We start from the raw sequence: 13,349 nt of genomic DNA, 5'->3' as shown, positions 1-13,349 counted from the left end.
GCGCCTCTGCGCACCTCGCAGACCTTCAGAGCCCTTCAAGCACCATCAGTACCATCCGAAAGGTTTTCCCATGTCAGTCGATATGTCCAAGCATTTCTCCACGAGCGCGCTTCTGCGCTTCACCCTGCCCACCATCGCCATGATGATCTTCACGTCGTGCTATACCATCGTGGACGGCTTCTTCGTGTCGAACTACGCCGGCAAGACGGCGCTCGCGGCCGTGAATCTGATCTTTCCCGCCGTCATGATCTTGGCATCGGTGGGCATGATGATCGGCACCGGCGGCAGCGCGCTGGTGGCCAAGACCCTCGGCGAGGGCAACCGTGGACGCGCCCGGCGCCATTTCTCGCTGCTCGTCATCTTCGCCTTCGTGGTCGGCTCGGTGCTGGCCATAGGCGGCTGGTTTTTCATGGAGCCCACCGCAGGCCTGCTCGGCGCCACCGGACAGATGGCGAAGGACGCCACGCTCTACGGGCGCATGATGATGATCTCGCTGCCCTTCTTCATCCTGCAGTACGCCTTCCAGAGCTTCTTCGTCACCGCGGGCAAGCCGAAGTACGGCTTTCTCGTCATCGTGGTGGCCGGCATGGCGAACATCCTGCTGGACTTCCTGTTCGTGGGCGTGTTCGGCTGGGGGCTCGTGGGCGCGGCGCTGGCCACTAACATCGGCGAGCTCATCGGCGGCGGCATCCCGCTCGTGTACTTCGCGCGCAAGCGCTCCACCCACCTGTACTTCGTGCGCCCGCACCTGCGCTGGCCCGTCATCGGGAAGGCCTGCGCGAACGGCTCGTCGGAGATGGTCACCAACATCGCCATGAGTCTCGTGGGCATCCTGTACAACTGGCAGCTGCTGCGGTTCATCGGCGAGGACGGCGTGGCGGCCTACGGCGTCATCATGTACACGGTGATGATTTTCTCGGCGGTGTTCATGGGCTATGCCGTGGGCACGTCACCGCTCATGAGCTTCCAGTATGGCGCCGGCAACCACACCGAGATGCGGTCGCTTCTGTGGAAGAGCCTGGGGCTGATCGGCGTGGCCAGCGTGGTGATGTTCCTGCTGGGGCAAGAGCTGGCCGCGCCCTTGTCGGCCATCTTCGTCAGCTACGACGCCGACCTGCTGGAGCTGACCACCAAGGCCTACCGCACCTACGCGCTGTGCTTTTTGTTCATGGGATTTGCCATGTACGCCTCGGCGTTCTTCACGGCGCTGAATAACGGCCTCGTCTCGGCGCTCATCTCGTTCCTGCGCACGCTAGTATTCCAGGTGGCGGCCGTCATCGTGCTGCCGATGATCTTCGGCATCGACGGCATCTGGCTGTCGGTGACCGTGGGCGACGCCCTCACGTGCCTGGTGGCCGCCACGTTCATGATCGCGCTCTCGGGCCGCTACGGCTACCGCAAGCGCGGCCTGAGCCCCAAGGCCCAGGCCAAGCTGGAGGCGAAGGCGTAAGAAGCCGATGCGGCGCTAGAACCGCAAAGAGCAAGGGAGCGAGGCGACCGAACCGCAACCGGGCAACGCGCCATTTCTTTGTAGGGGCCAGCTTTAGCTGGCCTTCGGCCCTGGCGCCGTCCGTTACCGGGAGCAGGAAAGGGGACGGCTGAAGCCGTCCCCTACGGGTTTCTTCCTCGCCAGAACGCCCGCGGGTTTCCTCCCCGGCAGAGCATCCGGAAAGATTCCGCATCTCCGACCGACAAAGAGGCGCCGCAGGCCCCTACACGGCGTCGGCGCGCAGGGCCTCCACCACGCTGTCGGCGCGGCAGCGGTGCATGCCGTAGGCCACCGAGATGCCCATGGCCGCCGCCGTGAGCCCCACAGCCAGCGCCACGTAGCCCCAGGGCAGCGTGAAGCCCAAACCGCTCATCGACTGGGTCACCACGGCCCACAGAAGCCACGCCACCAGCGCCGAGATGAGCAGCCCCGGCACCAGGCCGGCAATGCCGAAGCTCATGCACTCCTCGGCTATCATGCGGCGGAACTGGCGGTTCGAAAGGCCCACCGAGCGCATGACCGCGAACTCGCGGCGGCGCAGGATGAGGCCGTTCGTCACCGTGTTGAACACGTTCGCCATGGCGATGAGCGCCAGGATGACGGTGAACAGCAGGCAGAACACGTTCACCACCATCGCGAGCATCTGGGTGGAGTCCTGCTCGGCGATGAAATCGTTGTACGAGTAGAACGTGGGCTCGTAGCCCTCCACATCGTGGAAGTACTCGCCGCCCGCGCTCGACAACTCCTCGGCCAGGGCGACATGGTCGCCATCGGTCGGGTCGAAGTAGCTGTAGAACACCGGATCGGTGTTGCCGAACCCCTGGTAGGCGGCCACAGACATGGGCACGATGAGCTGCAGGCCGGCTCCGGGTCCGCCCACCACCGGGGGCGTCTCGTCCACCACGGCGGCCACCTCGAGCGAGACCGTCTGCACCTCCACGTCGGCCATGGTCAGGCTCGAGAGGGTGTCATCCGAACCTGCGGGGGCATAGGGCACGAAGGCGAACTGCAGCGAGTCATCGGCGCCAAGCTCCGCGCTCATGCCAAAGCCGGCCACAGGTTTTCCCTGATAGGTGGCCGTCGCGATGACGTCCACCACGCCCGGCTCGCGCAGCACGTCGAGCAGCTGGTAGAGGGAGCCGTTGTTGCCGTAGCCCCGGCCGAGCGCGATGGCGCGCAGGTGCACCGGGTCGCGGAAATCGGCGGGATCAAGCCCCGCCTCGCGCGCATAGGCGTCGAAGGAGGCATCGTCCAAATAGACCAGGGAGGCCACGGTGCCGTAGCGCCCGTCGGCCATCACGCCGCCCATCAGGCCGTCCTCATTCGTGAAGGCCTCCCCCACCATGGAGGCGGGAAGCACCACGTTCGCATCGCCTGAGAGCTTCCAGCCCATCGGGCTCGCGTTCGGAAGCGCACCTAAGGTGTCGAAGGCCTCCGCGAACACGGCGGCCTCGTCGGCAAGGCGCGCATTGTCCTCGGCCAGCAGGGCCTCGGGCGTGGTGGGCGCCGCGTCATCGGCGATCGCGTCGGCCCCATCGGCAGCGCCTTCCACACGCGCCGTGCCCGTCGCAGCGCCTTCCGCGCCCGGCACCTCGGCGGCAGCCCCATCGGCCGCAGTCCCGCCGTCGCCTTCGACCGCGCCCTCACCCGCGGAGCCTTCCGGCACCCCGTCGGCCTCGCCGTGGGTCACGGCCATGAGCTGGGTCGTCACCGACACCTGGCCGGCCGTCTCGCCGCCCCCGCTCACCACGTCGGTCAGCGTGCCCAGAAACACGTTCAGGGAGCCCGCCGTCATGAGCAGCACGATGGCCAGCGCCAGCGACACCGATGCCGCCCGGCCCTTCCCCGTGCCCCGCTTGCGGTTGATGCGCGCCAGCGTGCCGCCGATGCCGAACAGGCGCCCGGACACCCCGCGCGACTGCCACAGCCGGCATCCGGCCGCCGCCCGCGCCGCCGCCTTCTCGCCGCGCTTCGAGACGCGGGTTGCGCCCTGGGCCCGCAGCGAGTCGATGATGTTCGTGCGGCTCGCGCGCTTCGCAGGAATCCACACCGACACGAGCACCGTCACGAAGGTGAGCGCCGCCGCCAAGGCCAGCACCACCCCGTTCACCGCCAGGGTAAAGGGCACGTCCTCGGCGCCCGACAGCGTGGCGATCATGGGGCCGATGAAGGCGAAGGTGACCGCACAGCCGCCCAGGCCGACGAGCAGTCCCAGCGGAATGCCCACGAGCGCCACCAGGGCCCCTTCCAGCACCACCGCGCGGCGCAGCTGCCGGCGCGAGGCGCCCACCGACGACAGCAGGCCGAACTGCTTGATGCGCTCGGCCACCGAGATGTTGAAGGCGTTGAAGATGAGCGACACGCAGGCCACCACGATAACGCCCGCCAGCACCGCCACGATGCCGTAGAACGTGGACCACAGCGACGCGCCGTCGGAGATGCCCATGTAGCGCAGCATGGAGGTGTGCAGCACGATGTGGTCGTCGGAAAACAGCGCCTCGGCCTGCGCTGACACGTCCTGGGCGCTCGCGACGTCGCTCAGCGTGAGGTACACATTGGCGAAGGCATCCTCGCTGGCGGCCCCGGGGCCGGTGAGCGCCGTCATGCCCGCACCGGTGGACAGCGCGTAGCCGACCCTGTCGTAGAAGCCCACCACCGTGAAGGTGCGCTTTCCGGTATCCACCAGCTCCTCGTTGAACTTGCCGCCGTCGGAGGCCGCGTCGAAGACGCCCATGGACGAGTCGAGCGGCGTGCCGTCTTCGATGACGCTCTCCACGCCCTCACCGTCGTTCACGCCCCAGCCGAGCTCCTTCTCGCCGTGGACCTGCTCGCCCTCCTCGCCGGGGGCGAGCCGTGCCACGCGCCGGCCCACCTCCAAGGTGATCTCGTCGCCCAGCTCCAGGTTCTCATAGCTCTGCCAGGCGGCGAACAGCATGACCTCGTTTTCGTTCTCGGGCAGCCGCCCCTCGCTCGGCCGGATGCCGCAGATGGCGCTCACGTCGCCGGTAGCCGCGCGCACGGGCACGTAGGCGCCCAGCACGTTTTGCTGCTCGGGCGTCAGGCGCCCGAAGCCCACATCGCGCAGCGTGGCTACGGCCTCCACCAACGGGTCGGCCGCCGCGGCATCGATCCGCTCCTGCGTGGCGGCACCACCCGGCGCTTCCACGCAGGCCATCCACGTGCCCGACTGCTCGGCTTCCATGCGGTAGAGGAAGTCGTTCAGCGAGGCATAGGTGGTGAGCACCGCCGTGAGCAGGGCGGCGGCCAGGGCCACGCCCGCGATGGTCACCAGCGTGCGCACCCGGTTGGCGCGCAGCGATTTCACCGTGAAGTTGGCCATGGCGTTCATCGGCGGATCCTCTCGTCGCGCACGATGCGGCCGTCCTCCACGGCGATGATGCGATCGGCCGCCAGCGCAATCTCCTCGTCGTGGGTGATGACGATCATGGTCTGGCCGAACTCGCGGTTGGAATCGCGCAGAAGCTGCATGATCTCGCCGCTGTTGCGCGTATCCAGGTTGCCCGTGGGCTCGTCGGCCAGCACCACCGCCGGCGCGTTCATGAGCGCGCGCCCGATGGCCACGCGCTGCTGCTGGCCGCCGGAAAGCTGGCTCGGCAGATGCCCCTCGCGGCCGGCAAGCCCCAGGCGTCCCACCAAGCTCGCGAGGCGGTCCTCGTTCACCACGCGGCCGTCCAAGGCCACGGGCAGCGTCATGTTCTCCACCACGTTCAGCACCGGCACCAGATTGTAGAACTGATACACCAGCCCCACCTCGCGGCGGCGGAACACCGCCAGCTCCTCATCGCTTCGCGCGTACACATCGGCACCGTTTAAGAGCACGTGTCCCGACGTGGGGCGGTCCACCCCGCCGATGAGGTGCAGAAGCGTCGATTTGCCCGAGCCCGACGAGCCCACGATGGCCACGAACTCGCCCTCGGCCACGGAAAACGACACGTCGTCCAAAGCGCGCGTGGCCGCCTCACCCTCTCCGTAGATCTTCGTCAAGTGGCTGACCGTCAAGATGTCCATGCCAGATGCCTTTCTTCTCCTGGTTTCCCAATCTACGGAACAAGTATGGGCAAGCCTTCTTGCTCACCCCTAACGCGCCCATTACGATAGCGTAATGCAAAAGGCCCTTCACGTTAAGAACGAGAAGGGCCTTTATGCGACATCGCTTGATACATCAAGCGTACATTTGTTTTCTTAAACCAGGTAAATTATGTTATAATCAACGCACTGGGTGGTATGGCTATCTCATGATCCTCAGGAGGTATGCCATGGTTACTTGGATGGAATTGCTCACGCTCATCTTGGTTGTGATAGCGGTTGCTGATCTGACGGCGCGTCTCCGAAAGTGAAGTAGCCGCCCCCGTTAAACCGGAAGAACGGCTACTTCGGCAAGCTGAAAACTTGCAAAACGAGGTAGCCGCCGCTGCAACGGCAAGCCACCCAGCACCACGCAGTTTACCTCGCGAACCGTTTTCCGTCAATCAACCGAGTTTTCCATTTCTAATGGATGTTGACCCTTATACCGCCCTTATACCACCAGTTTGGGGAAGGATATCTCGAAGCGGGCGCCGCCGGCCGGGCTGTTCGCGGCGCGCAAGGTGCCGCCTTGGGCCGACACGAGAGCCTGGGCCAGGGAAAGCCCGATACCGAAACCGGCGGGCTGGCGCACATCATTGTTGCCGTCAGCCGCCCCCTCGGCCGTCCCCTCAGGCGCCACCGCGCCCGCGCTCCTTCCCCGATAGAAGCGCTCGAAGATGTGGGGCAGATCCTCGGGCGCGATGCCGGGACCCGTATCGGATACGGTAATGGAGCAGGCCAGGGCGTTTTCGCGCACGGCCACCGTCACCGTGCCGCCCGCCAGCGTGTGCTCCATGCAGTTCTTCGCGATGTTCTCCACGGCCTCGGCGGTCCACGGCGCATCGCCCTGGAAGGTGGCAGCCTCGTCCAGCTGAAGCACCAGGTTCACGTCGCGCAGGTCCATGGCCGTGGCCAAAGGCGCCACTGCCCGGCGCACCACGTCGGCGGCACGCACCTCGCGGCGCTCCACGTGCATAGCGCCGGCATCCACCTTCGCAATCTTCAAAAGCGTGGTCACGAGCCACGACACGCGTTCTATCATGGCCTCCAGCTCGCGCACAGCGCGTTTGCGCTCGCGCGGGTCGTCGGCGCGCTCCACCACCGGCAGCATAAGAGTGACGGCCGTCAGCGGCGTGCGAATCTGATGGGACACATCGGCCAAGGAATCAGCCAGAGCGTTGCGCTCAGCGGCCAGCTGGTCGCGGGTGCGCGACAGACGCGCCACCACCTTCCCCAGCTCGTTGGCAAGCACCGCCACGTCCCCCTCGCGGCAATTCGAGAAATCTACCGTACGGCCAGCATGCAGCACTTCGTCAATCTCCGCGGCAAGCCGGCGAATCTGGTGATGGCGGTACAGCGAGATGCCCGCAAAAATGGCCAGCAGCACGAAGCCCGTGCCCGCCACCCAAAGCTTTGCCTCAGCCGGAGCCGCCCAGGCGAGAACGGCCGCGACCATCATCACGAACGCGCACTGACGCAGCAGCGTCGAAAAGGACCCCACTTATATCCCCGCCCTTGCCTTGCGCCTGGTCGAGCAAGAGATCTTTCCGCTTTCCCCGACCATACCTGAAAGCCCTCTTCGACCCATCTATTTCCCCACCTTGTAGCCGAGTCCGCGCACCGTGACGATGAGCTGCGGGTCAGACGGGTCGGTTTCCACCTTCTCGCGCAGGCGCTTCACGTACACGTTCAGGGCATTGTCGGAAACGTACTCGCCGGCGCTGTCCCAAATGGCGTCGCGCAGGTTCTCGCGCGTCACGAGCTTCCCCTTATGCTGCAGAAAATAGAGCAACAGGCGGTATTCCAACGCCGAGAGGAACACCTCGCGGCCTTCTTTGGTCACCGCCGCTGAGGCCACGTCGAGGCGCACATCGCCCGCCGCGAGCACGTTGTCCGTGGGGTTCTTGCGCCGCAGCGCCCCCCGAATGCGCGAGACGAGCTCGCGGGCGCGGAAGGGCTTGGCGATGTAGTCCACCGCCCCCATATCGAGCCCGGCGACCGTGGAGTATTCGTCGTCGGAGGCGGTCAGGAAAATGACCGGCATCTCCGGCGCCGCCTCACGGGCTGCCGCGCACACGGCGAATCCGTTGCCCTGGGCAAGGGTCACGTCAAGCAGCGCGATATCGAACTCGTCGACGGCCAGAGCCGCGCAGGCTCCGTCCTGAGTTGCACAAGAGCGCACGGCGAAGCCCTCGCCTTCCAAAAGCTCCGTAAGCGCCCGCACGATGGCGTTGTCGTCCTCGACCAGCAAAACCCGCATAGGACCCCTTTCTCGTTAGGCACCATGATAGCGCGCCCCCGGCAAAAGACCCCTGCGCGACGGCGAAATCGGTCCACTCTTACAGATTCGTAATCCCCTCCCGTTGCGCACCCCCCGATCGAGGCGGAGCTATGCGCGCTCCTCAACCAACGCAGGGTTTTGCATGTTCCCCGACCAAAGCAGAGCCTGCAAATTCCCCAACCAAGACAGAGCCTGCAAACCCCGACCGAGGCCAGGCTTGCAAGCCTTCGACCCAAGAAAAGTTTTCGCGCCATTTTTGCAAGAAAAACGCAGTTGTTAGACATTCGGCCCGAATCGCTTCTGCGGAAGATCTCTTCCCTTCAAAGCGCAAATAGAAAAAGCCCAGGTCGTGAAGTTTTCGCCATGAAGCACTGCCGCAGCGGAAAAACCCCCACTGCAAACAAACCCGCTTTTCTCGCAAAACAGGGCGGAAAACTTTACTCGCTCTAGCGTGAAAGCTTCGCCGCCCAGACATGAGCGAGCGCTTCCGCTCCTGTGGGAGAGCCTCGTCGCCTCTGTGGGAGAGCTTTGCCGCTCCTATGGGAAATCCCTACGCGCCCGGGCGGGAGAGATGCCTGGCTACCACCTCTATGAGGCGGCGGGCCACATCGCGCTTGCTCATAAGGGGCAGCAGCACCTCGTCATCGGCGGTCACGAGCCACACCTCGTCATCATCGGTACCGAAGGCTAGCCCGTCGCCCACCTGGTTGGCCACAATCATGTCGGCGTGCTTTTTCTTAAGCTTGGCGTGGGCGTTCATGAGCACGTCGTTGGTTTCAGCGGCGAAACCCACGACGTGCTGGTCGGGGCGCTTGCCCGCGGCAAGCGTGGCCAGGATGTCGGGGTTCTCCGTCAGGGAGACGTTGGCCAAAGCCGCATCGTCGCGCCCCTTCTTCAACTTGCGGTCAGCGGGGTTGGCCGGGCGCAGGTCGGCCACGGCGGCGGCGAACACCGCAACGTCAGCCGCCGGAAACACCGATGAGGCAGCAGCCAGCATGTCGCGGGCCGTCCTCACCGGCACCACCTCCACGCCCTCTGGCGCGGGCAGGGCCACCGGGCCGGACACGAGCACCACGCGGGCACCCTGGGCCGCGGCGGCCTCGGCGATGGAATACCCCATCTTGCCCGAGGAGTAGTTGGAAATGTAGCGCACCGCATCGATGGGCTCTACGGTGGGGCCGGCCGTCACGAGCACGGTGCGCCCGCCCAAAGCCCCCGCGGGCACGGCAGCCTCACCGTCCGCCACGGCCCCGGGCTGGGGGGCTTCGGCAACAGGGGCAGCGGAGACATTCTTCGGCTCCGCGCCTTCGGCCTCGCACTCAGGATGACAGGGGGCGGAAGCCGCGGCGGGCTTGCTTTCGGGGGCGCCATCGAGCGAGGCCGCAGGGGCCGATGCGCAAGCCGCGGCAATCTGCTCTGCCACCGAAGCGAACAGCACCTCCCCGTGGGCCTCGCAGGCCGCGCGCAGGGCATCCTCGCCCACACGCTCGGCGAGCAGCGCCAACGTCTCGCGTACGACCACAGCCGGATCGGCCAAACGGCCGCGCCCCACATCGCCGCAGGCCAGATAGCCCGCGCTGCCCTCGATGAAGCGCACGCCGCGGCGGCGCAGCGTGGCCATGTTCTCCTGGGTGGCCGCCGCTTCGTACATATGCACGTTGGCCGCCGGCGCGATGGCCAGCGTAGCCGTGGTGGCCAGAGCGGTGGTGGACAGCAGGTCATCGGCAATGCCGCAGGCCACCTTCGCCATCACATTGGCCGTGCAGGGCGCGATGAGGAACACATCGCATTCCTGGGCAAGCGAAATATGGTGGATGGGGTCGCTCGGGTCATCGAACAGCCCCACCGCCACCTTCTCGTGGGAGAGCGCTCGGAACGTGACCGGGTCCACGAACTTCGTGGCATGCTCGGTCATGACCACCTTCACGCGCACCCCGGCCTTCTGCAGCCCGCGCAGAATCTCGCAGGCCTTGTAAGCGGCGATGCAGCCGGTGATGCCCAGCAGCACCAACGGACGTTCCTTCGACATAGCGCCTCCTTGAGTCGTGTTCCATCCATTATAAACGCTTGCCCGCTTACGTAGCTCGCGGGGGGCGACGGGGTCGTCGGCGATCCTCTCTGAACACTAACTATAAAGCGACCGAAGGTCGCCCATAAAAGCATGAAGGAGCGTAGCGCCTGAAGTCGAAGGCTGAACAGCGAAGCGGGAGGAGCGACGATGACCCCGTCACCCCCGCGAGCGGACCCGTAGACCGCACGAAAGCACATTCCCCCCGTCAGCACATCTTTCGCTTTAGCGCGCTAAAGTTCGCGGTATGCTGAAGGTGCCAGAGAAAGGAGCATCATGTACAAAATCTACTGCCTGAACAATATCTCGCCCGAGGGCCTGGCCCTGCTGACCGACAACTACGAGCTGACCGAGAACATCGACGAGGCCGACGCCATCCTCGTGCGCTCTGCCGACATGCACGAGATGGATATCCCGGCCAACCTGAAAGCCGTGGCCCGCGCCGGCGCCGGCGTGAACAACATCCCGCTCGACAAGTTCGCCGAGGCCGGCATCGCCGTGTTCAACACGCCGGGCGCCAACGCCAACGCCGTGAAGGAACTGGTGCTGGCCGGCATGCTGTTGGCGAGCCGCGACATCATCGGCGGCGTGCAGTGGGTTCGCAACAACGCCGATGACGAGAACGTGGGCAAGTCGGCCGAGAAGGCGAAAAAGCAGTTCGCCGGCGGCGAGATCACGGGCAAGACCCTGGGCATCATCGGCCTGGGCGCCATTGGCCGTCTCGTGGCCCAGTCCGCCGAGGCCCTCGGCATGAAGGTCGTCGGCTACGACCCGGCCATGGACGAGATTACCGTGCACGAGCAGATCTCCCCCACCGTCGAGTTCGCCGATTTGCCGAAGGTGCTCAAGGAAAGCGACTTCATCACCATCCATGTGCCGGCGCTGCCCGCCACCAAGGGCATGATCAACGCCGAGGCCATCGGCCAGATGAAGGACGGCGTCGTGTTCCTGAACTTCTCCCGCGACGTGCTCGTCGACGATGCCGCCATGGCCGAAGCCCTGGCCTCCGGCAAGGTGAGCACCTACGTGACCGACTTCGCCAATCCCGCCGTGGTGAAGATGGAGCGCGCCATTGTCATTCCGCATCTGGGCGCGTCCACCGCCGAGGCCGAGGACAACTGCGCCAAGATGGCCGTGGAAGAGGTCATGACCTACCTGGAGAGCGGCGAGAAGAGCCACTGCGTGAACATGTAGTTACGCGTTGGCGTGGTGCACGTAATCCTGAATGTGGAAGAGAAACGCCCGCTCGGTCTCGGCATGGGCCCGGGCGGGCGCGCACCCGTCCTCGATTCTCTGCTCGGCCTCGCGAATGTAGTGCAACGTGGCCGTGAGCACCATGCCCACGATGGCCACGGCCTCAAACGATGCGTCAACGCCAGCGCGAATGCTGCCCTCGCGCTGGCCTCGCTCGATCTGGGAGCGCAGCACAGCAAGCAGGCGCTCCTCTAAAACGCGCAGGGCATCCGACCATTCCCGTCCGCGACGCCACAGCTCAGATACGAGAAAACGCCCGAAATCGGCATTGCGGAAGATAACGGCGGCGAAGGATTCCATCATGGCCACGAGCGCATCGGTGGCCGAGGGCGCCGCGGCGGCAACGACCTCGAACTCATCGATAATCCCGCCGACCCCCTCAACCAGAATGCAGGTGGCGATATCGGCCTTGCTGGCGAAATGGTAGTAGGCCACGCCCTTGGATACGCCAGCCACTTCCACAATGCGATCCACCGTCGTATCAGCGTAGCCCCGCTCGGAAATGACCGAAAGCGCCGCATCGAGCAGCTGGCGCCGCGTGGCATCCGCCTTGTTCGTCTTCCCCCGCTGCTGGGCCATGACCCGCCTTCCGAACCAGCCGCGCCCCTCGGACGCAGCATAAAACACACCTCGCAGCCAAAACGCGCAGCAGAGCGCCTCGGCAATGCGCAACGATTATACCGCCCGCGCCAACGGCGCCGACCTTAAGCGAAAGACTCATCAAATCCCTTAAATTCCTGACTTGTCCGCTCAGCGTAAGAGGAAGGTTTTTCCCTGTTCGCGTCCGCTTTTTCGCGCATTTCCAACCATTTGATGTCCGCAAGGGAAAAGTGCTGTTACAATGCGCCCGTCATGAGGAGAAGAGGAAAGGCTCGAGCCGTGACTGCCAAGATCATCAAATTCCCGGGCCAACGGCCGTGCGCCGCCGAAGCTGCGTCGGGTGAGCTCGCCTTCGGGGGTGCTACCTTCGACGTGGTTATCGGCCTGGTGGACGGAGACCCCTCGCACCTGCGCAATGCCTCCGTGCGAGCCGATGACTCCCTCGCCGACCTGCACGGAGTCATCATGCGGCTTTTCGGGTGGGACGACGCCCACAATTACTACTTCAGCCAAGGCAGCTGCCGCTACGAAGATCCGCTTCTGTTCAGTACCCAAGATTGCCTGTCGGCCCGCTGCCGGCGCATTTACTGCGCCGCTGACGTGCCCGTAGGCCGGGTGCTCGCCCGCAGCGCCCCACCGCTCTTCTACATGTACAACCTGACCAACGGCCGGGAGCTCACGATTTCCCTCGATTCCGCCCAAGCGATGGAGCAGTTCGGCTAAGAGCCCTCGCCACCTTTCAGCAGGCGATAGGGAACCGAGGCGCCCTGGCGCTGAAACGTCCGCATGCCCGCAAGCTCTGGCCCCGCCTGGCGCACGGATATGCCCCGAATGCGCAGGCCGAGTCGGCGCGCCCGGGACACGATGGCGCCTCCGAAGCTGCGCGCAAGCCGCTTCATCGCCTCGGTGTCGTCCACGTAGAAGGTGAGCCAGTAGCGCTTCTCCCCTTGACGGCACCCCTCGCCCGCCGTCCCCTCGCCGGCATCCCTGGTCGCCGGCACTTCGTCCAGCGAGGCACCACGCACCTGCTCGAGGAACGCCCAGGCCTGCTCGGTGTCTTCGAACACCAGGTAGACAGCGCGCTTCACCACATCCAAAGCCCGCGACTCATCGCGCCCCTGAAGCGAGCGGCCCCCGGTGCGCTCAGATACCGCCGTCGCATCCTCCTCCCACAGCTCCGGGAACAGCCGGCGCTGGCGCATGTCCCATTTCGCCGGCATGAAGCGCAGCTCTTCCACAGAAAGACCCTCCTGGCGCAACGCCGTCAGCAGCACCGACTGCCAAGCATCCACCTCGGTGCGCACCATGGCGTCATCCAGGTAGATGCCGAACACCCAGATGTCGCGATCGCGATCGGGCCCTTTGCGCGGACGCTCGTCCTTGGCAATGTAGATGCCGTTGGTGTGCATGAGCACCAAGCGCGCCACCTCGGGGCGACCACGCCAAGCCCGCTCCACCGCGGCCCGGTAGCGCTCCTTGTTGCGCGAGCGCTTCAGCGCTGCCGCGGCCTTGGGCCCCAGGCGGTCCGTGAGGGCATTCAACCCTGTCGATAGGCTCTGCACCCGTCCCCC

General features: G+C 65.4%; 10 protein-coding genes. 3 read left to right on the top strand and 7 right to left on the bottom strand.

What is annotated here, in order from left to right:
- Nucleotides 1–70: 70 nt before the first annotated feature.
- Complete coding sequence (locus tag VJ923_RS08145; RefSeq protein WP_326440372.1) at nucleotides 71–1,450, top strand: MATE family efflux transporter; 1,380 nt, start codon at nucleotides 71–73, stop codon at nucleotides 1,448–1,450.
- 262 nt (nucleotides 1,451–1,712) lie between these two features.
- Here the strand turns inward: VJ923_RS08145 and VJ923_RS08140 are convergent, their stop codons facing one another.
- From VJ923_RS08140 to VJ923_RS08120, 5 genes are all read right to left on the bottom strand, one after another.
- Nucleotides 1,713–4,838, bottom strand: coding sequence for an ABC transporter permease (locus VJ923_RS08140; protein ID WP_326440370.1), 3,126 nt, complete (start codon nucleotides 4,836–4,838; stop codon nucleotides 1,713–1,715).
- Entirely contained in the window at nucleotides 4,835–5,518 is a 684-nt protein-coding gene (locus VJ923_RS08135; protein ID WP_326440368.1) for an ABC transporter ATP-binding protein, read from the bottom strand. Before VJ923_RS08135 ends, VJ923_RS08140 begins: the two co-directional genes overlap by 4 nt.
- A 508-nt stretch (nucleotides 5,519–6,026) precedes the next feature.
- Nucleotides 6,027–7,076: a sensor histidine kinase gene (locus tag VJ923_RS08130; protein WP_326440366.1), complete on the bottom strand. Its 1,050-nt coding sequence runs from the start codon at nucleotides 7,074–7,076 to the stop codon at nucleotides 6,027–6,029.
- Between the two features lie 87 nt (nucleotides 7,077–7,163).
- Nucleotides 7,164–7,835: a response regulator transcription factor gene (locus VJ923_RS08125; RefSeq protein ID WP_326440364.1), complete on the bottom strand. Its 672-nt coding sequence runs from the start codon at nucleotides 7,833–7,835 to the stop codon at nucleotides 7,164–7,166.
- 571 nt (nucleotides 7,836–8,406) lie between these two features.
- Nucleotides 8,407–9,885 (bottom strand): bifunctional phosphopantothenoylcysteine decarboxylase/phosphopantothenate synthase, encoded by a 1,479-nt coding sequence (locus VJ923_RS08120; protein WP_326440362.1) that lies wholly within the window; start codon nucleotides 9,883–9,885, stop codon nucleotides 8,407–8,409.
- Nucleotides 9,886–10,200: 315 nt separating this feature from the next.
- Here VJ923_RS08120 and VJ923_RS08115 point away from each other — a divergent pair, with 315 nt between their 5' ends.
- The gene (locus VJ923_RS08115; RefSeq protein WP_326440361.1) at nucleotides 10,201–11,118 is read left to right on the top strand and encodes a 3-phosphoglycerate dehydrogenase; all 918 of its coding nucleotides are present in this window, start codon (nucleotides 10,201–10,203) and stop codon (nucleotides 11,116–11,118) included.
- Here the strand turns inward: VJ923_RS08115 and VJ923_RS08110 are convergent, their stop codons facing one another.
- Nucleotides 11,119–11,757 carry a TetR/AcrR family transcriptional regulator gene (locus VJ923_RS08110; RefSeq protein WP_326440359.1) on the bottom strand — a complete coding sequence of 213 codons (639 nt, stop codon included), beginning with the start codon at nucleotides 11,755–11,757 and terminating at the stop codon, nucleotides 11,119–11,121.
- A gap of 300 nt (nucleotides 11,758–12,057) precedes the next feature.
- On the opposite strand from VJ923_RS08110, the gene VJ923_RS08105 reads away from it, so the two are divergent.
- Nucleotides 12,058–12,501 (top strand): IS1096 element passenger TnpR family protein, encoded by a 444-nt coding sequence (locus VJ923_RS08105; RefSeq protein ID WP_326440357.1) that lies wholly within the window; start codon nucleotides 12,058–12,060, stop codon nucleotides 12,499–12,501.
- Here the strand turns inward: VJ923_RS08105 and VJ923_RS08100 are convergent.
- Nucleotides 12,498–13,340 (bottom strand): hypothetical protein, encoded by an 843-nt coding sequence (locus VJ923_RS08100; RefSeq protein ID WP_326440355.1) that lies wholly within the window; start codon nucleotides 13,338–13,340, stop codon nucleotides 12,498–12,500. The two genes, VJ923_RS08105 and VJ923_RS08100, sit on opposite strands and share 4 nt — an antisense overlap.
- Nucleotides 13,341–13,349: the final 9 nt, after the last annotated feature.

Source organism: Adlercreutzia shanghongiae (genome assembly GCF_035830635.1).
Taxonomy (GTDB): Bacteria; Actinomycetota; Coriobacteriia; order Coriobacteriales; family Eggerthellaceae; genus Adlercreutzia; species Adlercreutzia shanghongiae.
This window is presented reverse-complemented; position numbering and strand designations above follow the sequence as displayed.